Raw genomic sequence first — 22,590 nt, forward strand, 5'->3', positions numbered from 1 at the left:
GATGCGGAATCAGGAGATTAAATTGGCCAATTTTTTGATCCAACAGCCCCATGGCAGCTGCCCGGCCCACGCACATCGGATGAAGATCACACCGCAGGCGAACCTGGTGGCGGTGGGTAAAACCGCCCTTCCAGCCATTCGGCATGCAAGCGTCCCGAATGGCCCCTGTGAAACAATCTGCGCGGTTCGGATGGCTTTGTTTTGGGGGGCGGCCCCCGCCTGTGCGCCCCCTGCTATCGTTTGCTATTGCTGAAAGACTGCCCATGACAACGATGACCCTCGGTTCCCACGTTTCCTGCGCCCCTGATCAACGCCGCGCTCGCCGCGCCGTCAGCCCTGCAATGGCCCGCTTGGCCGCCGCTTTGCTGGCGTTGTGGACCACTGCCACCCCCGCCCAGAACGCACCCCAGCTGGCCCTGCAACGTGTTGAGCTGACTGCCGGCATGCACCGCATCGACGCCCAGGTGGCGCAGACCCCGCAGGAGCGCCAGATCGGCCTGATGCATCGCCAGGAGATGCCGACGCAAGAAGGCATGTTGTTCATTTTTGACCAGCCCGGCGTGCAGTGCTTCTGGATGAAAAACACCTTGCTGCCACTGACGGCTGCGTTTGTGGCCGACGACGGCACCATCGTGAACCTGGCCGACATGAAGCCGCAAACCACCGACTCGCATTGCTCGACCAAACCCGTGCGCTATGTGCTGGAGATGAACCAGGGGTGGTTTGGCAAGAAGGGCATCAAGGCTGGCTTCAAGCTCGGCGGAGCCCCGTTTTCGAAGCGTTGATGCGTCACTGTTCGCTATTATTTATGTAGCTACAAGCGCTTTCCAGAAAAGCGCTGCAGCCCTAAAAAGCACAAAACGGCCCGAGGGCCGTTTTTTTTGGTGACGAGGCTTTCGCCTGCGCTAACTGCTTCAGGCGAAGTTGGCTTCGGCGAACTTCCAGTTCACCAGGTTGCCCAGGAAGGTTTCGACAAACTTGGGGCGCTGGTTGCGGTAGTCGATGTAGTAAGCGTGTTCCCACACGTCCACCGTGAGCAGCGCCTTGTCGGCGGTGGTCAGCGGCGTGCCGGCAGCGCCGGTGTTAACGATGTCCACGCTGCCATCGGGCTTCTTCACCAGCCACGTCCAGCCCGAGCCGAAATTGCCCACGGCCGACTTGACGAAGGCTTCCTTGAAAGCGGCGTAAGAGCCGAACTTGGCGTTGATGGCCGCAGCCAGCGCGCCCGTGGGCTCGCCGCCGCCCTGGGGGGCCATGCAGCTCCAGAAGAAGGTGTGGTTCCAGATCTGGGCAGCGTTGTTGTAGATGCCGCCGGACGACTTCTTGACGATCTCTTCGAGCGTCATGGCTTCAAACTCGGTGCCCTTTTGCAGGTTGTTGAGGTTCACCACATAAGCGTTGTGGTGCTTGCCGTGGTGGTATTCGAGCGTTTCCTGGCTGTAGTGCGGGGCCAGGGCGTCGATGGCATAGGGCAGCGGGGGAAGGGTGTGTTCCATGGTGTTTCCTCGTGGTTTGAAATTCTGGGATGCCCCGTAACCCGGCTGCAAGGCGATCGGGCACAGGTGAACCGGCATTGTAGGAAGATCAATAGACCTGTGCTGCATGGGGCATGCCAACACCCACCGCAGCCCCGCAAAGGCGCATTTGTCCTACAGTGGGTGCGCGCGGCGGCGGCACTACCCACCCGCTACAACAGGCGCGGCTGCACCACGGTGACATCCACCGCGCCGTCGGCCAACGTGGCGCGCAGGGCATCACCTGGCTGCGCCTGGCACACGCTGGTCACCGCCTGGCCCTGCGTGTCGGTCAGCAGCGCATACCCACGCTGCAGCACCAGGCGCGGGTCGAGCAGTTGCAGCCGCAGGGCGGCGCGGTCCAGCCGATCGGCGTGCAGCGCGAGCCGTCGGTGCAGTTTTGCAGGCAAATCGGCCTCTAGCGCTTGCTGGGTTTGCGCAAGCCACTGCATTTTTAATAGCAATCCGTGGCGCATGCGTTGGGCCAGACGCGCCAACTGCATCTGCTGGCGGGCCACCAGGCCCGAGGGCCGGCCCAGGCGGGCAGCGGCCTGGTCCAGCCGCTGATGGCGGACATCGAGCTGGCGCTGCAGCCCGTCGGCCAGCCGGCCCGCCAGCAAGCCCAGCGCACCGAGCCACACCTCGCGCGGCTGGGCCACGAGCTCGGCCGCTGCCGTGGGCGTGGGCGCGCGCAGGTCGGCGCAAAAGTCGGCAATGGTGAAATCGGTTTCGTGGCCCACGCCGCAAATCAGCGGCACCGGGCTTTGCACGATGGTGCGCGCAAGCTGCTCGTCATTGAAGGCCCACAGGTCTTCCATCGACCCGCCGCCGCGCACCAGCAAAATCACGTCAATCGCAGGATTTTGAGCCAAATCGGTCTCTGACCCTTGTCCTGCCTGCGCTAGCAGATACAGTTTTGATAGCGCCGCAATCAGCGATTGCGGCGCCGCCGGTCCCTGAACCAGCGCCGGCACCAGCACCACCGGGATATGCGGCACCCTGCGGCGCAAGGCCGTCACCACGTCATGCAGCGCCGCCGCGCCCGGCGATGTGACCAGGCCAATGCCGCGTGGCTGCAACGGCAGGGGGCGTTTGCGTGTTGCATCAAAGAGGCCTTCGCGCTCCAGTTGCGCCTTCAGACGCAGAAACTGCTCGAACAGGGCACCCTGCCCTGCGCGCTGCATGCTCTCGACGATGAATTGCAGGTCACCCCGGGCCTCGTACACGCCGATGCGCCCGCGCAACTCTACCAATTCGCCATCGCGCGGCGAAAAGTCAAGCAGGCTGGCAGAGCGGCGGAACATCGCGCAGCGCAACTGGCCGTTCGCGTCTTTGACTGAAAAGTAGCAATGTCCGCTGGACGCGCGCGAAAAGCCCGTGATCTCGCCGCGCACGGCCACAGGGTTGAAGCGCGACTCCAGCGCATCAGCAATGGCGCGGCACAGGGCGCCAACTTCCCAGATACGTGGCGTCGCCACTGGGGTTGAGGGCTCAGACATGCGGCAGAGCCAGCGTTTGCAGGCGATTCACAGTGTGACTATTCCACAGCGCGGAGCGAGCGACAGCCGCTTTGGCGCCTGGCGTCCAAACCCGCCAGAAACCACAGACATTGGTGCAACCTGTTGATTTATAAAGATTTTTCACTGATCAATTTTTCATCAATCTGTTGAAGCCACGGTTTGGCGCCACTTTGCGAGGCCATGAAGCCCAGTTGCCCACAAAGTTATCCACAGATTTTGTGGGTGAAAAAAAGGCTTTCGGCGTGTACCTTCTCGTAACCTTTTGTGTCCAGGGCGGCCCGACAAGCTGGGTCATAATCAGCGCTTGCCTTCACCCGAGCGGAGAGAGAATTGCTGTCCATCATACAAGCCGCAGGCTGGCCCATCTGGCCGCTGATCGCCTGCTCCGTCCTGGCACTGGCGCTGATTTTCGAGCGTTTTGTAGCCCTGAAAACAGCCCGCGTCGCCCCCCCCAAGCTGCTGGACGAAGCCATTACCGTCTCGGCCAAGGCCGTGCCCACGCCCGACGTGGTGAACCAGCTGGCGCAAAACTCTGCACTCGGCGAGGTGCTGGCCAGCGGGTTGCGCGCCTTCAACAACAACCCCCAGTGCACCGAGGCGGACCTGCGCGCCACCATGGAAGGCACAGGCCGCGCCGTGGCACACCGGCTCGAAAAATACCTCAATGCCCTGGCAACCATCGCCTCGGCGGCCCCGCTGCTGGGACTGCTGGGCACCGTCATCGGCATGATCGAGATCTTCGGCTCACAAGTGGGCACCGGCGGTGCCAGCCAGGCCATGGGCGGCGGCAACCCTGCGCAGCTGGCGCACGGCATTTCGGTGGCGCTGTACAACACGGCATTCGGCCTGATCGTGGCGATTCCGGCGCTGATTTTCTGGCGATATTTCCGCAGCCGCGTCGATGCCTATCTGCTCACGCTGGAGCTGGCTTCCGAGCAGTTCGTGCGCCACATCCTGCGGCTGCGCAAGTAAGCCCACAGCACAACGGTGCCGCCCAGCCCTTCGCCTGAAAGACCCTGCCGATGAATTTCCGCCCCCGCCAGAAGGACGAGCCGGAGATCAACCTGATCCCGTTCATCGACGTGCTGCTGGTGATCCTCATCTTCATGATGCTGACCACCACCTACAGCAAGTTCACAGAACTGCAACTGACGCTGCCCGTGGCCGACGCAGAGCAGCAGCGCGACCATCCCAAGGAGGTGATCGTGGCCGTGGCGGCCGACGGACGCTATGCCGTCAACAAGGCTGCAGTGGATGGCAAGGGCGTGGACGCTGTGGCCCGTGCACTGGGCCAGGCCGCCGGCGCAGGCCGCGACAGCGTGGTCATCATCAGTGCAGATGCCACTGCGCCGCACCAGTCGGTCGTTACCGTGATGGAGGCCGCGCGGCGCGTGGGCCTCAGCCAGATCACCTTCGCAACGCAGTCCTCGGCATCGGCCCGTTCGGGCAACGGCCGCTAGGCACCATGGCTGCCGCCGGGCCGCAGCCGCCCTCCCCGCCCACCACAGTCACCCCGGTTACCGGTAGCCCGCCGCCCACGGGCATGGCGCGTGTCTGGCGTACACGCGGGCCTGTGGCCTGGGCCCTGTGGCCAATTTCTCTGATTTATGGCGCGCTGGTGGCACTGCGGCGCGGGTTGTACCGGCTGCGCTGGTTGCGCAGCGAACATGCAGGCGTTCCCGTCATCGTGGTGGGCAACGTGATTGCCGGCGGCGCAGGCAAAACCCCCGTAGTGATTGCACTGGTGCGGCATTTGCAAGCGCAGGGTTGGCAACCTGGCGTGATTTCGCGCGGCTATGGCCGCAGCACCCACGACTGCCGCGCGGTGCTGCCCGACAGCCCGGCGCCAGAGGTGGGCGACGAACCTACGCTGATCGCCCGGGCCACCCACGCACCCGTTTTTGTGGCGCCCCGGCGCATTGCGGCGGCGCGCGCCCTGCGGGCCGCACACCCCGGCACCGATGTGCTGGTGTGTGACGATGGCCTGCAGCACCTGGCCCTGGCGCGCGACCTGGAGATCTGCGTTTTCAACAGTGACGGCGTGGGCAATGGCTTTTTGCTGCCCGCCGGCCCCCTGCGCGAGCCCTGGCCCCGCCCCGTGGACTGGGTGTTGCATGCTGGCAAGCCCCCCGCCGGGCGTGCTCCCGGTTTTGCGATGCAGCGCAAGCTGGCGCCCCATGCCCTGCGCGCAGACGGCCAGAAGATTGCTTTGGCATCCCTGCAACACCAGCCTGTGCACGCCATCGCCGCCGTCGCCCGGCCCGAGGAATTTTTTGCCATGCTGCGGGCGCAAGGGCTGCAACTGGCGGGTGCCGAGGCACTGCCTGATCACTATGATTTCAATAGCTGGGAGCGCCCTTCAGATAAGGAAATAGTCCTTATTTGCACTGAAAAGGATGCCGTGAAGCTCTGGTCACTGCACCCCGATGCGATGGCGGTGCCACTGGAGCTGGATATCGATCCCGCCTTCATGAAAGCACTGGATCGCCGGCTCGCGCCGTGGCGGGCCACGCCGCTATCATCCCCCTCTGCCTGATTTCCGGAAAATGCCGTCATGGATTCCAAACTGCTTGAACTGCTCGTCTGCCCTGTCACCAAAGGTCCGTTGATCTACGACCGCGAGCGCCAGGAACTGGTGTCGCGCAGCGCGCGACTGGCCTATCCCGTACGCGACGGAATTCCCGTGCTGCTGGAAAACGAGGCGCGCACCCTGACCGACGAGGAGCTGCAGGCGTGAGCCCAGCCACGGCAACGGGCTTTACGGTGCTGATCCCGGCACGCATGGCATCGAGCCGCCTGCCCGACAAGCCCCTGGCCGACATCGCCGGCCTGCCCATGGTGGTGCATGTGGCCCGCCGCGCCGTCCAAAGCGCTGCGACACGCGTGGTGGTGGCCGCCGACGACCCGCGCATTCTGCAAGCCTGCCAGGCCCACGGCGTGCAGGCCCTGCTCACGCGCACCGACCACGCCAGCGGCAGCGACCGGCTGGCAGAAGCCTGCACGCAGCTTGGGCTGGACGGTGATGCGGTGGTGGTCAACGTGCAGGGCGACGAACCCCTGATGGACCCGGCGCTCATCGACGCCGTGGCGGCCCTGCTGCCCGCGCGGCCCGAGGCGAGCATGGGTACCGCAGCCCATGCCATCGACACCCTGGCCGATTATGAGAACCCCAACGTCGTCAAGGTGGTGCTGGACGCCCGGGGCCTGGCCCATTACTTCAGCCGTGCGCCGATTCCACACGCCCGCGACCATGCAGGCAAGGCCTGGTGGCAAGGGGCAGCGGCACAGGCCGCGCCCGGCATTGCTGCCCTGACCGGATTTGCGCCGCTGCGCCATATCGGCATTTACAGCTATCGCGCGGGTTTTCTGCGGCAGTTTCCCGGCCTGTCCCAGGCACCCACCGAGACGGTGGAGGCGCTGGAGCAGTTGCGGGCACTTTGGCACGGGCACCGCATCGCCGTGCACATCACCGCAAAGGCGCCCGGCCCCGGCGTGGACACCCCCGCCGATCTGAACCGGGTGCGGGCACTGCTGGCCTGAAACCACGCACGTCGCCACCTGATAGGGGTGCGCTGACGTAAGCCAGGGCAAGGCACTCACATGCTATCCTTGAACGCAAAGAGAGTACTGCGTCTTGGGCGTGCGCCTGCGCCTTCTGCCAGCAGTGCCGGCCGATTTCTAACCTTCGAGGATTTCCATGAGACTTATTCTGCTGGGCGCTCCAGGCGCCGGAAAGGGCACGCAAGCCACGTTCATCTGCCAGAAGTACGGCATCCCGCAAATCTCGACAGGCGACATGCTGCGCGCAGCGGTCAAGGCTGGCACACCGCTGGGCTTGCAGGCCAAGGCCGTGATGGATTCGGGTGCCCTGGTCAGCGATGACATCATCATTGGACTCGTCAAGGAACGCATCACGCAACCAGATTGCGCCAACGGCTTCCTGTTTGACGGCTTCCCCCGCACCATTCCGCAAGCCGACGCCATGAAGGAAGCCGGCGTCAAGCTGGACTACGTGCTGGAGATCGATGTGCCGTTTGACGCCATCATTGAGCGCATGAGCGGCCGCCGCTCGCACCCTGCCAGCGGCCGCACCTACCACGTCAAGTTCAATCCGCCCAAGGTGGCAGGCAAGGACGACGTGACAGGAGAGGAACTGATCCAGCGCGAAGACGACAAGGAAGAAACTGTCAAGAAGCGGCTGCAGGTGTACAGCGACCAGACCCGCCCCCTGGTGGACTACTACAGCAACTGGGCCAAGGCCCAGCCGGGCGCAGCCCCCAAATACCGCGCCATCAGCGGCACGGGCAGCGTTGAAGAGATCACTGCACGCGCCCTGCAGGCACTGTCCAGCTAAAGCGCTCCACGTTGGGGTAACGCACCGGCCTTTGTCCGGTGCGGCCAGCGCGCGGCCAATGTTGCACCTTGCATGCACCGCGGCGTTGGCGGCCACCGCGGCACAACCATAAAGCCGTTACGCCAGTAGTTCCAGCATCAGCGAGATGCGCGCCTTCACCGCAGACAAGCCCCGGGAATCCGCAAACGTATCGCCGGGCTTGGGCAAAATCTGGCCCTCCGGGCAGCGCGTGGAACGCACCACACGCACTCCGGCAGCCTGGGCGCGCAGCAGTGCGCCTTCCAGTGCACGGTGGATCGTTCCGTTCCCCGTGGCGGCCACCACGATGCCCTGCACACCATCGCGCACCAGTGAATCCACCAGAGCACCGGTGGCACCGGCATAACTTAGAACCACCTCGACCCGGGGCCATTGCACACAAGATGCTATGTTTTTCATAGCTAAGAGCGCTTGTTTTGATTGGCCTGAAGGCCAATTTTTCACTAAACGTACAGCACCCTCCTCCACCCAGCCCAACGGCCCGGCATCGCCTGAGCTGAACGCATCCACGCGGTAGGGGTGCACTTTCTGGACACGCTGAGCGCAGTGCACCGCGCCGGCTGCCACCACCACAACGCCCCGGGCGCCTGGAGTCGTTGCCACGGCAACGGCATCCAGCAGGTTCTGCGGGCCATCGGGCACCAATGCCGTTGCGGGTCGCATCGCGCAGGTCAGTACCACCGGCTTATGGGCATCCAGCACCGACTGCAAGAACCACGCGGTCTCTTCCAGCGTGTCGGTGCCGTGGGTGATAACAACGCCGCGCACGTCGGGGTCGGCGAGAGCGCTGGCACAACGCTGTGCAAGCGCGCCCCACACACTGAACTCCATGTCCTTGCTGTCCAGCTGCGCAATCTGCTCGGCGACCAGACTGCCACCTGACGCCGCTTGCAGGCCGGGTACGGCATGCAACAACTGCTCGACCCCCACCTGTGCAGCGGTGTAGCCGATGTTGTCGTCTGCGGCAGACGCCGTGCCGGCGATGGTCCCCCCCGTCCCCAGCACCACAATTTTTTGTCCGTGCACTTGCATCCTTTGAAAAACTGGTGAAAAATACAGTTACTGGATTAAAAAACAGTTATCCGCCACCACTGTGGCACGCACTGGAAACGCCATGCTCGACCATCCCAAGCTCACCGCCCGCCAGCAACAAATCCTGGACCTGATCCAGATGGCTATTTCCCGCACCGGCGCGCCGCCTACACGGGCCGAAATCGCCACCGAGTTGGGCTTCAAGTCGGCCAACGCCGCAGAAGAGCACTTGCAGGCCCTTGCGCGCAAGGGCGTCATCGAGTTGGTCAGCGGCACCTCCCGCGGTATCCGCTTGCGCAACGAAACGGTGCGCTCCATCAATGCGGCACGCGGCACCCAGTTCAGTCTGCCCATGCCAGGGTTGTCGCAGCTGGTTCTACCCCTCATTGGTCGCGTGGCCGCTGGCTCGCCCATTCTCGCGCAGGAACATGTGGACCAGACCTACAGTGTGGAAAACAGCCTGTTCCAGCACAAGCCCGACTACCTTCTCAAGGTGCGCGGCATGTCCATGCGCGACGCCGGCATCATCGATGGCGACCTGCTTGCCGTTCAGTCCACTCGGGAGGCCCGCAACGGCCAGATTGTGGTGGCAAGGCTGGGCGATGATGTCACCGTCAAACGCCTGCGCCGCACGGCCAGCACCATCGAGTTGCTTCCCGAAAATCCCGACTACCCGGTCATAGTTGTCCAACCCGGAGAGGTTTTCGAGATTGAAGGCCTGGCTGTGGGTCTGATCCGCAACACCATGCTCATGTAATTTCCTCCACCTGCTGCGTGCCTCAGGTGGTGGGCGTTTGGAAAAACCTTATGGTTTTCCAGCCCTGAGAGCGCGCACCATTTTGCAATCCTGCCTGTGCTCAACCTCTGATTGACGGAGTTTTCACATGCGTCTTGCCTTCTCCACTTTCTCTGCGCTTTCTCAATCGTTTTCTGCACTCGCACACTGGCTTCACCCGAGCCGTGGCGAGCTTTCGAGCAGTGCTGCGGCACCTACAGCGAGCACTGCCAGCGTCTGCAGCCAAGGCCCCTTACCGGGCGCGGTCTCCGGTATTGCCGGGCGGTCGAAACCTCCGTTGCGCCAGCTGGCAAGCGTCGGCATGTCTGTACCGCGCAGCCACATCACACATCGCGTACACAGTGCGACGTCGGGCACTTTCGCGCCTGGTGCATCCAGTCACCGAAACACCCGACGCCCGGTACGCGTGCTGCACCCAGCAGCCCGCGCAGAGGTCGGGCGCATGGTCATCGCGGGCCGCATGGCCGACGTCTGCGCCGAGCTGGAGCGCATGGCGGCGTGCGATACATGGCATCACTGATACCGGTGTCCGTATATCCGAAACTGCGAGCGCCACAAAACGTTGCATTCTGATAGCGGCCTTCTGGCCCGAGCAGGCTTCGACCAGTCCACGCCAAGGCACAATGTCGGGATGAATATTGTGATATTGGATGACTATCAGGATGCGGTGCGCAAACTCCACTGCGCAAGCCGACTTGATCCCTATTCTGCGAAGGTTTACACCAACACGGTGAAAGGTCAAGGACAGTTGGCCGTGCGCCTGAAGGATGCCGACATCATCGTGCTTGTGCGTGAACGCACCCAGATCACGCGCCAGCTGGTCGAGAAACTACCCCGACTGAAGCTGATTGCCCAAACCGGCAAGATAGGTAGCCATATCGATGTGGCAGCCTGCACCGAACGCGGCATTGCGGTAGCAGAGGGGGTTGGATCGCCTGTGGCGCCGGCGGAACTCACCTGGGCGCTCGTGATGGCGGCCACGCGACGGTTACCTCAGTACATTGCCAACCTCAAACACGGCGCGTGGCAGCAGTCCGGGCTCAAGGCGGCCTCCATGCCTCCCAACTTCTGCATCGGCAGCGTGTTGCGCGGAAAAACGCTGGGAATCTGGGGTTATGGCCGTATTGGTCAACTGGTGGCTGGTTATGGCCGCGCGTTTGGCATGAACGTGCGCGTTTGGGGTCGCGAAGCGTCCCGCGCCCAAGCCCTGACCGATGGTTACCAGGCGGCCACCAATCGGGAAGAGTTTTTCTCGCAATGCGATGTGCTGTCCCTGCACCTGCGGCTCAATGACGAGACCCGCGGCATCATTTCACTGGAAGACCTTTCGTGCATGAAGCCCACCGCGCTGCTGGTCAACACCTCGCGGGCTGAACTGATTGAGCCCGATGCACTGATTGCAGCCCTGAACCGCGGACGGCCGGGCCTGGCTGCCGTGGATGTTTTTGAAAGTGAACCCATCCTGCAAGGCCATGCCCTGCTGCGCCTGGAGAACTGCATCTGCACGCCCCACATCGGGTATGTCGAGCAGGACAGCTACGAACTGTATTTCGGTGCTGCCTTTGATAACGTGGTGAACTTCATCAAGGGGACACCAACCAATATCGCCAATCCCGGTGCGCTGCAAGTGCGACGTTGAGGCTTGGTCGTTCCCCCTACGTTGCTAAAGCGCCTAAACAAAAAGGCTTCCCGAGGGAAGCCTTTTTGTTGGGCAGCATCCAGAGCTGCTGCCCGCCGACTCTCTCAATTTAGTTCAGAGGGGTCTTTTTGCCATCCTTGTAGACATACAACGTGATGGCTGGGTTCTTCATTTCTCCGTTAGGCTCAAAGGAGATCGTCGAGGTCACGCCCTTGAACTGCGATTTCAGCAATTCGGGGGTATAGACCTTGGGGTCCACGGAATTGGCGCGTTTCATGGCGTCGACAATCAGGTGAGTAGCGTCGTAGGTGTAGGGGCTGTAGACTTGGAACTGACCTGGGTACTTGGCGTCGTACTTGGCTTTCCACGCCTTGCCGCCGGGCATCTTGTCGAGCGATGCACCACCTTCAGCGCACACCACGTTGGACAGGGTCTTGGCGCCTGCAGCCAGCTTGGCAATTTCGGCGGTGCAGATGCCGTCACCACCAAAATACTTCACGTTGCCCATGCCCAGCTGTTCCATCTGGCGCAGCATCGGACCGCCTTGGGGATCCATGCCACCGAAGAAGATGGCATCAGGGTTCTTGGACTTGATAGCCGTCAGGATGGCCATGAAGTCGGTGGCCTTGTCGGTAGTGAACTGCTCGTCCACAACCTTCATGCCCTTTTCGGCGGCAACCTTCTTGAACACATTGGCCACACCCTGGCCATAGGCCGTGCGATCGTCAACGATAGCAACCGTCTTGAGCTTCAGGGTGTCAGCGGCATAGAACGCCAAGCCTGCGCCCAAGGCGTTGTCGTTGGCAATAATACGGAAGGTGGTCTTGTATCCAGGCTTCGTCAGGTTGGGGTTGGTAGCCGCACCCGTAACGTGAGGAATACCGCAGTCGTTATAGACCTTGGACGCAGGAATGGTCGTACCGGAGTTCAGGTGACCCACGACGCCAGCCACTTTGGCATCGCACAGTTTTTGTGCAGCAGCCGTGCCCTGCTTGGGATCTGCTGCATCGTCTTCCGCCTGCAACTCGAACTTGATCTTCTTGCCACCGATGGTGATGCCCTGTGCGTTCAACTCTTCAATGGCCATGCGCGCGCCATTTTCGTTGTCCTTGCCGTAGTGGGCCTGGGCGCCGGAAACCGGAGCCACGTGGCCGATCTTGACCACTTGCTCTTGTGCAGAGGCCATACCAGCAACAGCTGCGATAGCAGCAACCACGGTCAGTTTCAACTTCAATTGCATATCAATCTCCAGTAAAGATAAACGCTGAGAATTGTTCTTGTGTCTCAACGCAGGCGAACATATCGCAATTTACGGGCCAGATCATTAGGGAACACGCCTAAATGCGAGTGAAACCACAGGGATATACCCTGTCATCCAATGGACTACGACGGATTGCCGCTAGCCAGCTCGTCAGCCACCGCCTCATAAACCGCATGCCGCACCACCGATTCGATTTCTTCCCGCAAACGGGGCAATACGGACCGGGTCTGCTCCTGCACCACCAGTGCAATCGCCTCGCGCAGCCTCTGGTCGAGCACCACATCCACACGCTGCATCACCCGGTGCACCATGTACTCCTCCATGCCCGGCGGCAAGGGGCGGCGCGCGGCGGGCGCCGGGACGTGCTGAGCGCTGGCGACGTCCGCCAGCTCGTTGGTAGGAAATCGCACCGGCACGACGGGAACTGCAACCCTTGCCTGGATGGATGGCGCGGACGGTGAAATGGAAGGGGCAAGCACCTTGGTCGACGTGGCAGCTTGCGCCACTGGCACTGAAACGGGGAGTACATCTGGCCCCTGCACCACTTCGGTGAGAGTCGGTACAAAACGAGGAAGCGGCTTGGGAGGGTGAGGCATCAGTCGACCTTCAACACGAGATCATGGCGTGTGATTGCATAGCCCTGTGACGCATAGTGGCGCCAACGCGCACGCGCTTCACCGCGTTCCACCTCATCGGTGGCACTGACCACCTCTACCAGACGCTCAAAACTACCAAATCCGGGCGGCACGACGCCCCCCAGATTCAGCAACATCTCGTGATGTGGCCCCTGCTGCACATCCACGGCAAGCACCACGGGGGAGAACCGCAAAAGCTCTTCCCCTGCGTCGATGCGGCAATGGGCCACGTAATCCTGGGGCGTCATGTTCCAGAGCATGTCGTCGAGTTCAGCCAGCGTTTGTGCGGAACCTGTGATCATGAGCTGTACGCCACTGCGCAGTGCCTTGCGGGCAAACCGGCAGGCGTAGGCCATTTTGTCTGGCGCATTGAAGTGGAAAGCGATTTCCGTCATGACGCTCTCAAGCAGGCTTCGATTGAAACTTGCGCCGGGAAGGTAGAGCGGGCTTAACAGCCTTGACCGTGCCCGTTGCGGAGCGCTGCTGCGCATGGCCCAGCAGGTAATGCACCAGCAAGCCAACAGGTCGGCCGGTGGACCCCTTGCCGGCACCACTTTTCCACGCAGTGCCGGCAATATCCAAGTGCGCCCATGGAAACTCGCCCACGAATCGCTGCAAAAACTTGGCCGCCGTGATGGAACCGCCTGCTCGTCCCGCCACATTGCCCATGTCGGCAAAATTGCTCTTCAACCCTTCCGCGTAGTCTTCGTCCAACGGCATGCGCCAGCAAAGATCTTGCGCCTCATCCCCAGCCGCAGACAAGGCAGCAGCCAGGACATCGTTGTTTGCAAAGAGTCCGCTACGCACAGACCCCAAAGCAATTACACAGGCACCGGTCAAGGTGGCGATGTCCACCACCGCTGCCGGCTTGAAGCGCGCGGCATAAGTCAACACGTCACAAAGTACCAACCGACCTTCCGCGTCTGTGTTCAATACCTCGATCGTCTGACCGCTCATGCTGGTAACCACATCACCGGGCTTCACCGCCCGACCGTCCGGCATGTTCTCGCACGCAGGAATGAGGCCCACCACATTGATTGCGGGCTGCAATTCTCCAAGAGCGCGAAATACACCCAGCACACTCGCCGCGCCACACATGTCGAATTTCATTTCGTCCATCTCGGCGGCAGGCTTGATGGAGATGCCGCCGGTGTCAAAAGTGATGCCTTTGCCCACGAGCACCACCGGGGCATCGGACTTGCTCGCACCCCTGTAACGAAGTTCGATCAGCCGCAACGGCTCCTCGGAGCCTCGCGCAACGGCCATGAATGCCCCCATGCCAAGTCGGGCAACTTCGGCAGGGCCGTGCACCTTGCACTGGATGCGGGGCTGGCTGCCAAGGGACTTGGCGGCATCTGCCAAAAGACTCGGCGTTGCGTGATTGGCCGGACGGTTTCCCCATTCGCGGGCAAACTCCACCCCCGCCACAAGACCCACCCCGTGCGCAAATGCCTCGCGAACCGGTTCTGCATGAACGACGCCGATCACCACCCGATTCAGGGTGCGCGCTTCGGCCTTGGGCTTGGTGGTGGCATAAACATAACTGGCATCCGCAACTGCCTGCACTGCAGCACTTACGCCATCTGGCTGGGCTTCGCCAGCAAAACACACTACCGCTCGCTTGACCTGAGGCAGCTTGAAAGTTGTCGCAATGGCTTGCAAGGCCTGGCGAATGGCGCGGGCCGAGCCGTTGCCTGCGCCCAACAGCACAACGCGACGTGCGCTGACAGCGGGTGCCAGATAGAGTTGGAGGTGTGTGCCGGCCTTGGCCTTCAGATCGCCACATTTGAGTGCATGGGCAGCAAGCACCGACAAGGCGTCCTGCCCCGGCCTGAAGCCCTCGGGTACCAACACGACAAGTAGATCGCATTTTTCGGTAGCAGCAGCCGTCAACTCCAGCGTCTTCAGATCAAAGTTCATAATCGGTGTTTTCCTTCGAGCCAATGTTATTCGATTCATCCATTCGCAGAGAGCTGGCGCGGAGCTTTGGCGCCACGCTCGTGGTGCTCGTCACGGTAGTCATGACCATGATGCTGATCCGAACCCTCGGTCAGGCGTCGCGCGGCAGTGTCAACCCTTCCGACGTCATGTTGGTCATGGGCTTCACGGTGCTGGGGCAACTCCCAATCATCCTCAGCCTGAGTCTTTTTGTCGCTGTGGTGGGAGTCCTGTCACGCATGTACAGGGACAGCGAAATGGTGATCTGGTTCTCAAGTGGCCAGGGACTCATGAGCCTGCTGCGCCCATTGCTGCGCTTTGCATGGCCCGTGATGGCAGTCATTGCCATCCTGTCCCTTGGGGTATGGCCGTGGGCTAATGCCCAGATTCAGGAGCTCAAGACGCGCTATGAACAACGCAGCGACATCGACCGCATTGCGCCTGGCGAATTTCAGGAGTCAGCCAACGGTAGCCGGGTGTTTTTTATCGACAAGGACAGCCCGGACACCCAGGCGGGAAACAACATTTTCATTGCGGCCAGCAGCGGCGCCAAAGAATCGGTAACGTCAGCTCGCAGTGCTCGCCTGGAAATACGTGCAGGCGAACGCTTCGCATTGCTTAGTCAGGGGCAGCGACTGGAGTCCACTACGGACCAGCCAGGCCTGAAACTGAGTGAGTTTTCGGAATACGGCACCCGCATCGGTTCGGCATCCGGCACAGGTACAGATCAACTGGCTGTCAAGACCCGCGCTACCCATGAGCTGTTCTTGCAATCGACCATACCCGCATACCAGGCAGAACTGGGCTGGAGACTTGGACTGGCAGTGGCGGCCGTCAACTTTGTCATTCTGGGCTTGGCTCTGGCCAGCGTGAACCCACGCGCCGGTCGCAGCGGCGGCATGATGTTTGCACTGTTATCTTTCGTTGTGTACTACAACCTCATGACGCTTGGGCAGAGCTGGGTTGGAGCAGGAAAGCTGGGATTGCCAACCTTCATGATTCTCCTTCATGGTGGCACGGCAGTACTCGCGCTGGCCATCCTGGCTGCGCGACACAATCACTGGACGCTCCGGCGTCTGCGCAAAACCCGGAGTCCCGCATGAGAGTACTTCGCCGCTTCATTCACCGAGAAGCACTCCTTGCTGTGGGATTTGTGACGCTGGGGTTCCTTGCGCTGTTTTTTTTCTTCGATCTGATCGACGAGTTGCGTTGGGTTGGACGGACGGGATCTGACGGCTACCAACTCTCCCACGCGTTACTTTTTGTGTCGCTGAGCATTCCCAATCATCTTTACGAATTGCTCCCGATCACAGTGCTCATCGGCACCATTTTCGTCATGGCGCGGCTGGCCCAAAGCTCCGAATTCACCATCATGCGTACCAGCGGCCTGGGCCCTTGGCAGGCATTGCGCACCTTGCTGACTCTTGGTGGGTTCTTTGTACTACTGACCTTTGCCGTGGGCGACTACATTACCCCACTGTCGGAACGAGCGGCGCAGCTCATCAAGGTGCGCCACCTGGGACGGTTGACCTCTGGTGCCACCGGCGCTTGGCTCAAAGAGCGCCAGCAAGACCATTCCTTTGCAGTGAACGTGCGCGCATTAACCCCCGAAGGCGGCATGTTGGGCGTGCGCATTTTCGAATTTGATGAAAAAGGGCAACTGACCTCACAGACCCATGCGGTGTCGGGGCGATTCGCTTCCCCTGGGATGTGGGAGCTACTCCAAGTAAGGCGCAGTAGCTTTCTTCAACTAGACAGCGAGGAAGTCCGGGTCGAACAGCTGCAAACTCCCGCACTGCAATGGCCGACCCGCATCAGTGCCGACATGGTGGCGGCCTCACTGCTCAAGCCTGACCGTATGGCAACGGTCGACCTCTTCCAGTACATCCGCCATCTTGATGCCAACGGCCAGTCCGCCCAACGGTATGAAATTGAGTTTTGGCGCAAGGTTTTTTACCCCCTGAGTTGCTTGGTAATGGTGGTTTTGGCATTGCCGTTTGCATACTTGCACTTTCGTGCAGGCGGAATTGCAGGTTATGTATTTGGCGGCGTGATGGCAGGCATCAGCTTCTTTTTACTGAACAATGTGTTCGGCTACGCCGGTAATTTGCAGAATTGGTCACCCTGGCTCACTGCTGCGGCTCCTGGATTGATTTACTCCCTCTTGTCGCTCGCAGCCTTTGGTTGGCTGGTCTTGCGACGCTAAGCCCACTACTACCCCTTTTGCGTATGCCCCACACACTTCCTGCCATCGTGCTCTTTTCCCATGGCTCACGCGATCCTCTTTGGCGCGCGCCCATAGAAGCAGTTGCCTCACGCATTGCCTTGCACCATCCAGATAGGTTGGTGCAATGTGCCTATCTTGAGCTGTGCGAACCGACATTGGCCCAGGCAGCAGAGGCTCTCGCTCAACGGGGCGCAACCCACATGGTGGTCGTGCCAATGTTTCTTGGTACCGGAAAACATGCGCGTGAAGACCTGCCCTTGTTGGTGGAGCAACTCCGCTCACTTCACCCATCGGTGAAATTCAGCGTGCAGGCGGCCATTGGAGAGGACAACCGCATGACGACACTGATGGCCGAAATAGCCTGTGACTTCTCCACGACCGACTTCAACTCTTAGACAAATAAAACATAATGATGCGAATTTTTAGGCGTCATTAGATATGAATTTGCACCAATTCCGATTTGTTCAAGAGGCAGCCCGCCGCAACCTTAATCTGACCGAGGCGGCCAAAGCCCTGCACACCTCGCAGCCCGGCGTATCCAAGGCAATCATCGAGCTGGAAGAAGAACTCGGAATTGACATTTTCGCGCGCCACGGAAAGCGACTCAAACGCATCACAGAACCCGGCCAGCACGTACTCAAGAGCATTGAGGTCATCATGCGCGAGGTAGGCAATCTCAAGCGCATTGGAGAACAGTTCAGTGCGCAGGACAGTGGAACCCTGTCGATCGCCACCACCCATACTCAGGCGCGCTATGTATTGCCGGTCCCCGTGGCGCGACTCCGCGAGGCATACCCGAAAGTCAACATCAGCCTGCACCAGACCACGCCCGATCAGGTCGCACGCATGGTGATTGATGAAGTGGCGGAAATTGGCATGGCTACCGAGTCGCTGGCCGACTACCCCGAGCTGGTGACCCTGCCCTGCTATGAATGGGAACATGTGTTGGTGCTGCCTCCGGGTCATCCGCTGACCCAGAAAGAGCGCATTGGACTGGATGATATCGCCCACGAACCTCTCATTACCTACCACCCAACCTTTACAGGGCGCGGCAAGATTGACCAGGCCTTTGCAACGAGGCGACTTCAACCGCGCATTGCACTCGAAGCCATCGACTCCGACGTGATCAAGACTTATGTGCGCCTGGGCTTGGGCATCGGCATCGTGGCTGAAATGGCTATGCGCGAAGATCCTTTGGGTGACTTGGTTGTGCGACCCGTGGGGCATCTTTTCGGGCAGAGCGTCGCACGGGTGGCCTTCAAGCGCGGAGCCTACTTGCGTAACTTTGTCTACAAATTCGCCGAACTGCTGAGCGACCGCCTGAGCCGCGAACTCATAGCCCGTGCCATGGCAGGGCATGTCAATGATTACGAACTCTGAGCATCTGTCGTAACCGACCGATCCCCCGCATCTTTTGTGCTTTTTCCCATGACCTCCACCGCCGCGAGTCCACTCACACCGACATTTCCCAGCAAGCTACCCCAGGTCGGCACTACCATTTTTTCAGCTATGTCGGCACTTGCTGCTGAACATGATGCGGTGAATCTGGGCCAGGGATTTCCTGATTTTGAATGTGATCCAGCCTTGGTCGATGCGGTGACACAGGCCATGAAGGCCGGTCACAACCAGTACCCGCCCATGCCCGGCATTCCAGCTTTGCGCGAGGCTGTTGCCTCAAAAATAGAAACAACCTATGGTCGAAAATATTGCGCCGACACCGAAATAACGATTACGGCAGGGGCTACGCAAGCGATACTCACAGCCATTCTGGCCATCGTGCACGCGGGCGACGAAGTCATCGTGCTCGACCCTTGTTATGACAGTTACGCCCACAACATCGAGCTGGCAGGTGGCATAGTTGTGCGGGTCCCCCTTATCCCAGGAACGTTTCTCCCCGACTTTTCTCTGATTGGCGGGGCAATCACGCCACGAACCCGCGCCCTCATCATCAACAGTCCGCACAACCCTAGCGCTACGGTCTGGAGCGCTGAGGATATGCTCGCACTGCAGGAACTGCTGGCCCCCACCAACATCCTGCTGATCAGCGATGAAGTTTACGAACACATGGTTTTCGATGGTGCTGAACACCAGAGCACCGCACGTTTCCCGGGCTTGGCGGCGCGGGCCTTCGTTGTATCGAGCTTTGGCAAAACCTTCCACGTTACGGGGTGGAAGGTTGGAACCGTGGCCGCACCTGCATACCTCACTGCCGAATTCCGAAAGGTACACCAGTTCAATGTGTTTACCGTGAACACGCCCATGCAGTACGGACTGGCCGAGTATTTGAAAGATCCTGCGCCTTATCTACAGCTACCGGCTTTCTATCAAGCTAAACGCGACCTGTTCCGCGAAGGCCTGGAAGGCTCGCGTTTGAAATTGCTTCCCAATACAGGCAGCTATTTTCAATGCGTAGACACGACAAACGTGAGCGATCTAAATGAGTCGGACTTTTGCCAGTGGCTAGTGCGTGAAGTGGGGGTTGCCGCCATTCCCTTGTCTGCTTTCTACGGCGATGGTTTTAATCAAGGAGTCGTTCGCTTTTGCTTTGCCAAAAAAGACGAAACCTTGCATGAAGCCATTAGAAGATTGAAAAAACTCTAATGCCAATCATTGCTTTCGACTCCAAAGTGCTCGGCTCAAGATGCACCAGTCAGCGGTGGATGTTGCTTTTCTCGCATATCTGACCATCACTATTGAATTTTGCCCCACCCTTTTTCGCAAACCGAACGTTCATCTTGTGAACAAATTCTTGGCCAGCCTGGTGGTCTGAAGCCCCTCGCAGGCGATCTCTGGGCTGGCTTGGCCGATAAGGTGCAAAGCAGACTCACCGGATGCAACGTTTGCCGGCTGGCTTGGCAGGCATTGAGTTTGGTGTGCAGTGTTTTGGCAATTCCAAAGCAGAAACGCCCCCTTCTGATCACAGAGGGGGGCGTTGCTGGGCTGTAAGAGCCTGACGATGACCTACTTTCACACGGGAACCCGCACTATCATCGGCGCAAAGTCGTTTCACTGTCCTGTTCGGGATGGGAAGGAGTGGTACCAACTTGCTATGGTCATCAGGCATAACTGAGTGCTGAGCTGTTACTGGAACAGCTCGGCGAATTCATAGAGTTTGGAATCAGATTGTGTGTTTTTTTGAATGCGTCAACTTGGCATAACAATCTTTGAAGAGAATGTCTGACACATCTTTGGGGGATGTGAAGACAGGCTGTCAAAGTTATAGGGTCAAGCCGCACGAGCAATTAGTATCAGTTAGCTTAACGCATTACTGCGCTTCCACACCTGACCTATCAACGTCCTGGTCTTGAACGACTCTTTAGGGGGCTCAAGGCCCCGGCAGATCTCATCTTGAAACGAGTTTCCCGCTTAGATGCTTTCAGCGGTTATCTCTTCCACACTTAGCTACTCGGCAATGCCACTGGCGTGACAACCGATACACCAGAGGTGTGTCCACTCCGGTCCTCTCGTACTAGGAGCAGGCTTCCTCAAATCTGCAGCGCCCACGGAAGATAGGGACCAAACTGTCTCACGACGTTTTAAACCCAGCTCACGTACCTCTTTAAATGGCGAACAGCCATACCCTTGGGACCGGCTACAGCCCCAGGATGAGATGAGCCGACATCGAGGTGCCAAACACCGCCGTCGATATGAACTCTTGGGCGGTATCAGCCTGTTATCCCCAGAGTACCTTTTATCCGTTGAGCGATGGCCCTTCCATACAGAACCACCGGATCACTATGTCCTGCTTTCGCATCTGCTCGACTTGTCAGTCTCGCAGTTAAGCACGCTTATGCCATTGCACTATCGTCACGATGTCCGACCGTAACTAGCGTACCTTCGAACTCCTCCGTTACGCTTTGGGAGGAGACCGCCCCAGTCAAACTGCCTACCATGCACTGTCCCCGATCCAGATAATGGACCTAGGTTAGAACCTCAAACACACCAGGGTGGTATTTCAACGTTGGCTCCATGAGATCTAGCGACCTCACTTCAAAGCCTCCCACCTATCCTACACAGATCTGTTCAAAGTCCAATACAAAGCTACAGTAAAGGTTCATGGGGTCTTTCCGTCTTTCCGCGGGGAGATTGCATCATCACAAACATTTCAACTTCGCTGAGTCTCAGGAGGAGACAGTGTGGCCATCGTTACGCCATTCGTGCAGGTCGGAACTTACCCGACAAGGAATTTCGCTACCTTAGGACCGTTATAGTTACGGCCGCCGTTTACTGGGACTTCAGTCAAGAGCTTGCACCCCATCATTTAATCTTCCAGCACCGGGCAGGCGTCACACCCTATACGTCCACTTTCGTGTTTGCAGAGTGCTGTGTTTTTATTAAACAGTCGCAGCCACCGATTTTTTGCAACCCCTTTGGGCTCGCCTTGTACAGGTTCACCTACTTGGGGCATACCTTCTCCCGAAGTTACGGTATCAATTTGCCGAGTTCCTTCTCCTGAGTTCTCTCAAGCGCCTTAGAATACTCATCTCGCGCACCAGTGTCGGTTTGCGGTACGGTCGTGTGTAGCTGAAGCTTAGTGGCTTTTCCTGGAAGCAGGGTATCACTCACTTCGGCTGCAAGCAGCCTCGTTATCACCCCTCATCTAAGCCCGGCGGATTTGCCTACCGGGCACGACTACAGGCTTGAACCAACATATCCAACAGTTGGCTGAGCTAACCTTCTCCGTCCCCACATCGCACTACACATCGGTACAGGAATATTGACCTGTTTCCCATCAGCTACGCATCTCTGCCTCGCCTTAGGGGCCGACTCACTCTACGCCGATGAACGTTGCGTAGAAAACCTTGCGCTTACGGCGAGGGGGCTTTTCACCCCCTTTAACGCTACTCATGTCAGCATTCGCACTTCTGATACCTCCAGCATCCGTTACCAGACACCTTCACAGGCCTACAGAACGCTCTCCTACCACGTGCAATAAATTGCACATCCGCAGCTTCGGTAACTGGCTTAGCCCCGTTACATCTTCCGCGCAGGACGACTCGATCAGTGAGCTATTACGCTTTCTTTAAATGATGGCTGCTTCTAAGCCAACATCCTGACTGTTTTAGCCTTCCCACTTCGTTTCCCACTTAGCCAATTTTAGGGACCTTAGCTGGCGGTCTGGGTTGTTTCCCTCTTGAGTCCGGACGTTAGCACCCGGTGCTCTGTCTCCCAAGCTGTACTCGTCGGTATTCGGAGTTTGCATAGGTTTGGTAAGTCGCCATGACCCCCTAGCCTAAACAGTGCTCTACCCCCGACGGTAATACTTGAGGCACTACCTAAATAGTTTTCGGAGAGAACCAGCTATTTCCAAGTTTGTTTAGCCTTTCACCCCTATCCACAGCTCATCCCCTAGTTTTGCAACACTAGTGGGTTCGGACCTCCAGTACCTGTTACGGCACCTTCATCCTGGCCATGGATAGATCACTTGGTTTCGGGTCTACACCCAGCGACTGATTCGCCCTATTCGGACTCGATTTCTCTACGGCTTCCCTATTCGGTTAACCTTGCCACTGAATGTAAGTCGCTGACCCATTATACAAAAGGTACGCAGTCACCCCTAAGGGCTCCTACTTTTTGTAAGCATGCGGTTTCAGGATCTATTTCACTCCCCTCCCGGGGTTCTTTTCGCCTTTCC

Annotated in this window: 21 protein-coding genes and 2 rRNA genes (1 of these 23 cut by a window edge); 14 read left to right on the forward strand and 9 right to left on the reverse strand. The window is 59.4% G+C overall.

Annotation, left to right across the window (positions count from 1 at the left end; genetic code table 11):
• Positions 1-341: 341 nt before the first annotated feature.
• Positions 342-785 (forward strand): DUF192 domain-containing protein, encoded by a 444-nt coding sequence (locus K226_RS0112840; RefSeq protein WP_051463486.1) that lies wholly within the window; start codon positions 342-344, stop codon positions 783-785.
• 129 nt (positions 786-914) lie between these two features.
• Here the strand turns inward: K226_RS0112840 and K226_RS0112845 are convergent, their stop codons facing one another.
• Both K226_RS0112845 and xseA read right to left on the reverse strand, forming a co-directional pair.
• Positions 915-1,496 carry a superoxide dismutase gene (locus K226_RS0112845; RefSeq protein ID WP_024815201.1) on the reverse strand — a complete coding sequence of 194 codons (582 nt, stop codon included), beginning with the start codon at positions 1,494-1,496 and terminating at the stop codon, positions 915-917.
• A 191-nt stretch (positions 1,497-1,687) separates the two neighbouring features.
• Positions 1,688-3,013 carry an exodeoxyribonuclease VII large subunit gene (gene xseA, locus K226_RS0112850; protein WP_024815202.1) on the reverse strand — a complete coding sequence of 442 codons (1,326 nt, stop codon included), beginning with the start codon at positions 3,011-3,013 and terminating at the stop codon, positions 1,688-1,690.
• A 351-nt stretch (positions 3,014-3,364) separates the two neighbouring features.
• Between xseA and K226_RS0112855 the strand changes: the two genes are divergently transcribed.
• The 6 genes from K226_RS0112855 to adk all read left to right on the forward strand — a co-directional run bounded on the left by K226_RS0112855 (position 3,365) and on the right by adk (position 7,388).
• Positions 3,365-4,006 carry a MotA/TolQ/ExbB proton channel family protein gene (locus K226_RS0112855; RefSeq protein ID WP_024815203.1) on the forward strand — a complete coding sequence of 214 codons (642 nt, stop codon included), beginning with the start codon at positions 3,365-3,367 and terminating at the stop codon, positions 4,004-4,006.
• Between the two features lie 50 nt (positions 4,007-4,056).
• Positions 4,057-4,494: a biopolymer transporter ExbD gene (locus K226_RS0112860; protein ID WP_024815204.1), complete on the forward strand. Its 438-nt coding sequence runs from the start codon at positions 4,057-4,059 to the stop codon at positions 4,492-4,494.
• A gap of 83 nt (positions 4,495-4,577) precedes the next feature.
• Positions 4,578-5,570: a tetraacyldisaccharide 4'-kinase gene (gene lpxK, locus K226_RS0112865; protein WP_035241052.1), complete on the forward strand. Its 993-nt coding sequence runs from the start codon at positions 4,578-4,580 to the stop codon at positions 5,568-5,570.
• Between the two features lie 18 nt (positions 5,571-5,588).
• Positions 5,589-5,771, forward strand: coding sequence for a Trm112 family protein (locus K226_RS0112870; protein ID WP_024815206.1), 183 nt, complete (start codon positions 5,589-5,591; stop codon positions 5,769-5,771).
• On the forward strand, positions 5,768-6,574 hold the full coding sequence (gene kdsB / locus K226_RS0112875) for a 3-deoxy-manno-octulosonate cytidylyltransferase (protein ID WP_024815207.1): 807 nt from the start codon (positions 5,768-5,770) through the stop codon (positions 6,572-6,574). The genes K226_RS0112870 and kdsB overlap by 4 nt, the downstream gene beginning before the upstream one ends.
• A gap of 157 nt (positions 6,575-6,731) precedes the next feature.
• Complete coding sequence (adk, locus tag K226_RS0112880; RefSeq protein WP_024815208.1) at positions 6,732-7,388, forward strand: adenylate kinase; 657 nt, start codon at positions 6,732-6,734, stop codon at positions 7,386-7,388.
• A 117-nt stretch (positions 7,389-7,505) separates the two neighbouring features.
• On the opposite strand, the gene K226_RS0112885 is transcribed toward adk, so the two are convergent.
• Entirely contained in the window at positions 7,506-8,459 is a 954-nt protein-coding gene (locus tag K226_RS0112885; protein ID WP_024815209.1) for an asparaginase, read from the reverse strand.
• Positions 8,460-8,541: 82 nt separating this feature from the next.
• Between K226_RS0112885 and lexA the strand changes: the two genes are divergently transcribed.
• Both lexA and K226_RS0112895 read left to right on the forward strand, forming a co-directional pair.
• Positions 8,542-9,216 (forward strand): transcriptional repressor LexA, encoded by a 675-nt coding sequence (gene lexA, locus K226_RS0112890; RefSeq protein ID WP_024815210.1) that lies wholly within the window; start codon positions 8,542-8,544, stop codon positions 9,214-9,216.
• A 670-nt stretch (positions 9,217-9,886) separates the two neighbouring features.
• Complete coding sequence (locus tag K226_RS0112895) at positions 9,887-10,894, forward strand: D-2-hydroxyacid dehydrogenase family protein (RefSeq protein ID WP_024815211.1); 1,008 nt, start codon at positions 9,887-9,889, stop codon at positions 10,892-10,894.
• Between the two features lie 109 nt (positions 10,895-11,003).
• On the opposite strand, the gene K226_RS0112900 is transcribed toward K226_RS0112895, so the two are convergent.
• From K226_RS0112900 to K226_RS0112915, 4 genes are all read right to left on the reverse strand, one after another.
• The gene (locus K226_RS0112900; protein WP_024815212.1) at positions 11,004-12,134 is read right to left on the reverse strand and encodes a branched-chain amino acid ABC transporter substrate-binding protein; all 1,131 of its coding nucleotides are present in this window, start codon (positions 12,132-12,134) and stop codon (positions 11,004-11,006) included.
• Positions 12,135-12,277: 143 nt separating this feature from the next.
• A complete protein-coding gene (locus tag K226_RS20290) occupies positions 12,278-12,751 on the reverse strand; it encodes a hypothetical protein (RefSeq protein ID WP_035241055.1) in 474 nt (157 codons plus the stop codon).
• Positions 12,751-13,185, reverse strand: a complete 435-nt coding sequence (locus K226_RS0112910) for a DNA polymerase III subunit chi (RefSeq protein WP_024815213.1) — start codon at positions 13,183-13,185, stop codon at positions 12,751-12,753. Before K226_RS0112910 ends, K226_RS20290 begins: the two co-directional genes overlap by 1 nt.
• Before the next feature lie 7 nt (positions 13,186-13,192).
• Positions 13,193-14,710, reverse strand: coding sequence for a leucyl aminopeptidase (locus tag K226_RS0112915; RefSeq protein ID WP_024815214.1), 1,518 nt, complete (start codon positions 14,708-14,710; stop codon positions 13,193-13,195).
• 23 nt (positions 14,711-14,733) lie between these two features.
• Here K226_RS0112915 and lptF point away from each other — a divergent pair, with 23 nt between their 5' ends.
• Genes lptF through K226_RS0112940 form a run of 5 tightly spaced genes read left to right on the forward strand, consistent with a single transcriptional unit; the run spans position 14,734 to position 19,556 of the window.
• Positions 14,734-15,831 (forward strand): LPS export ABC transporter permease LptF, encoded by a 1,098-nt coding sequence (gene lptF, locus K226_RS0112920; RefSeq protein ID WP_024815215.1) that lies wholly within the window; start codon positions 14,734-14,736, stop codon positions 15,829-15,831.
• The gene (lptG, locus tag K226_RS0112925) at positions 15,828-16,934 is read left to right on the forward strand and encodes an LPS export ABC transporter permease LptG (protein WP_024815216.1); all 1,107 of its coding nucleotides are present in this window, start codon (positions 15,828-15,830) and stop codon (positions 16,932-16,934) included. Before lptF ends, lptG begins: the two co-directional genes overlap by 4 nt.
• 23 nt (positions 16,935-16,957) lie before the next feature.
• Positions 16,958-17,350 (forward strand): sirohydrochlorin chelatase, encoded by a 393-nt coding sequence (locus tag K226_RS0112930; RefSeq protein ID WP_024815217.1) that lies wholly within the window; start codon positions 16,958-16,960, stop codon positions 17,348-17,350.
• A gap of 43 nt (positions 17,351-17,393) precedes the next feature.
• Complete coding sequence (locus K226_RS0112935; RefSeq protein WP_024815218.1) at positions 17,394-18,335, forward strand: CysB family HTH-type transcriptional regulator; 942 nt, start codon at positions 17,394-17,396, stop codon at positions 18,333-18,335.
• 48 nt (positions 18,336-18,383) lie between these two features.
• Complete coding sequence (locus K226_RS0112940; RefSeq protein ID WP_024815219.1) at positions 18,384-19,556, forward strand: pyridoxal phosphate-dependent aminotransferase; 1,173 nt, start codon at positions 18,384-18,386, stop codon at positions 19,554-19,556.
• A gap of 347 nt (positions 19,557-19,903) precedes the next feature.
• On the opposite strand, the gene rrf is transcribed toward K226_RS0112940, so the two are convergent.
• A 5S ribosomal RNA gene (rrf, locus tag K226_RS0112950) occupies positions 19,904-20,016 on the reverse strand.
• Positions 20,017-20,176: 160 nt separating this feature from the next.
• Positions 20,177-22,590 (reverse strand): 23S ribosomal RNA (locus K226_RS0112955); it runs 465 nt beyond the window's last position.

Origin of the sequence: Acidovorax sp. JHL-3, from assembly GCF_000526295.1 — a bacterium.
Classification (GTDB): domain Bacteria; phylum Pseudomonadota; class Gammaproteobacteria; order Burkholderiales; family Burkholderiaceae_C; genus Acidovorax; species Acidovorax defluvii.

Excerpts from the sequence above, each read along its gene's own strand:
- K226_RS0112840 (WP_051463486.1), top strand. The coding sequence starts at position 342 with ATGGCCCGCTTGGCCGCCGCTTTGCTGGCGTTGTGGACCACTGCCACC.
- K226_RS0112845 (WP_024815201.1), bottom strand. The coding sequence starts at position 1,496 with ATGGAACACACCCTTCCCCCGCTGCCCTATGCCATCGACGCCCTGGCC.
- xseA (WP_024815202.1), bottom strand. The coding sequence starts at position 3,013 with ATGTCTGAGCCCTCAACCCCAGTGGCGACGCCACGTATCTGGGAAGTT.
- K226_RS0112860 (WP_024815204.1), top strand. The coding sequence starts at position 4,057 with ATGAATTTCCGCCCCCGCCAGAAGGACGAGCCGGAGATCAACCTGATC.
- lpxK (WP_035241052.1), top strand. The coding sequence starts at position 4,578 with ATGGCGCGTGTCTGGCGTACACGCGGGCCTGTGGCCTGGGCCCTGTGG.
- K226_RS0112870 (WP_024815206.1), top strand. The coding sequence starts at position 5,589 with ATGGATTCCAAACTGCTTGAACTGCTCGTCTGCCCTGTCACCAAAGGT.
- adk (WP_024815208.1), top strand. The coding sequence starts at position 6,732 with ATGAGACTTATTCTGCTGGGCGCTCCAGGCGCCGGAAAGGGCACGCAA.
- K226_RS0112885 (WP_024815209.1), bottom strand. The coding sequence starts at position 8,459 with ATGCAAGTGCACGGACAAAAAATTGTGGTGCTGGGGACGGGGGGGACC.
- lexA (WP_024815210.1), top strand. The coding sequence starts at position 8,542 with ATGCTCGACCATCCCAAGCTCACCGCCCGCCAGCAACAAATCCTGGAC.
- K226_RS0112895 (WP_024815211.1), top strand. The coding sequence starts at position 9,887 with ATGAATATTGTGATATTGGATGACTATCAGGATGCGGTGCGCAAACTC.
- K226_RS0112900 (WP_024815212.1), bottom strand. The coding sequence starts at position 12,134 with ATGCAATTGAAGTTGAAACTGACCGTGGTTGCTGCTATCGCAGCTGTT.
- K226_RS20290 (WP_035241055.1), bottom strand. The coding sequence starts at position 12,751 with ATGCCTCACCCTCCCAAGCCGCTTCCTCGTTTTGTACCGACTCTCACC.
- K226_RS0112910 (WP_024815213.1), bottom strand. The coding sequence starts at position 13,185 with ATGACGGAAATCGCTTTCCACTTCAATGCGCCAGACAAAATGGCCTAC.
- K226_RS0112915 (WP_024815214.1), bottom strand. The coding sequence starts at position 14,710 with ATGAACTTTGATCTGAAGACGCTGGAGTTGACGGCTGCTGCTACCGAA.
- lptF (WP_024815215.1), top strand. The coding sequence starts at position 14,734 with ATGTTATTCGATTCATCCATTCGCAGAGAGCTGGCGCGGAGCTTTGGC.
- lptG (WP_024815216.1), top strand. The coding sequence starts at position 15,828 with ATGAGAGTACTTCGCCGCTTCATTCACCGAGAAGCACTCCTTGCTGTG.
- K226_RS0112930 (WP_024815217.1), top strand. The coding sequence starts at position 16,958 with ATGCCCCACACACTTCCTGCCATCGTGCTCTTTTCCCATGGCTCACGC.
- K226_RS0112935 (WP_024815218.1), top strand. The coding sequence starts at position 17,394 with ATGAATTTGCACCAATTCCGATTTGTTCAAGAGGCAGCCCGCCGCAAC.
- K226_RS0112940 (WP_024815219.1), top strand. The coding sequence starts at position 18,384 with ATGACCTCCACCGCCGCGAGTCCACTCACACCGACATTTCCCAGCAAG.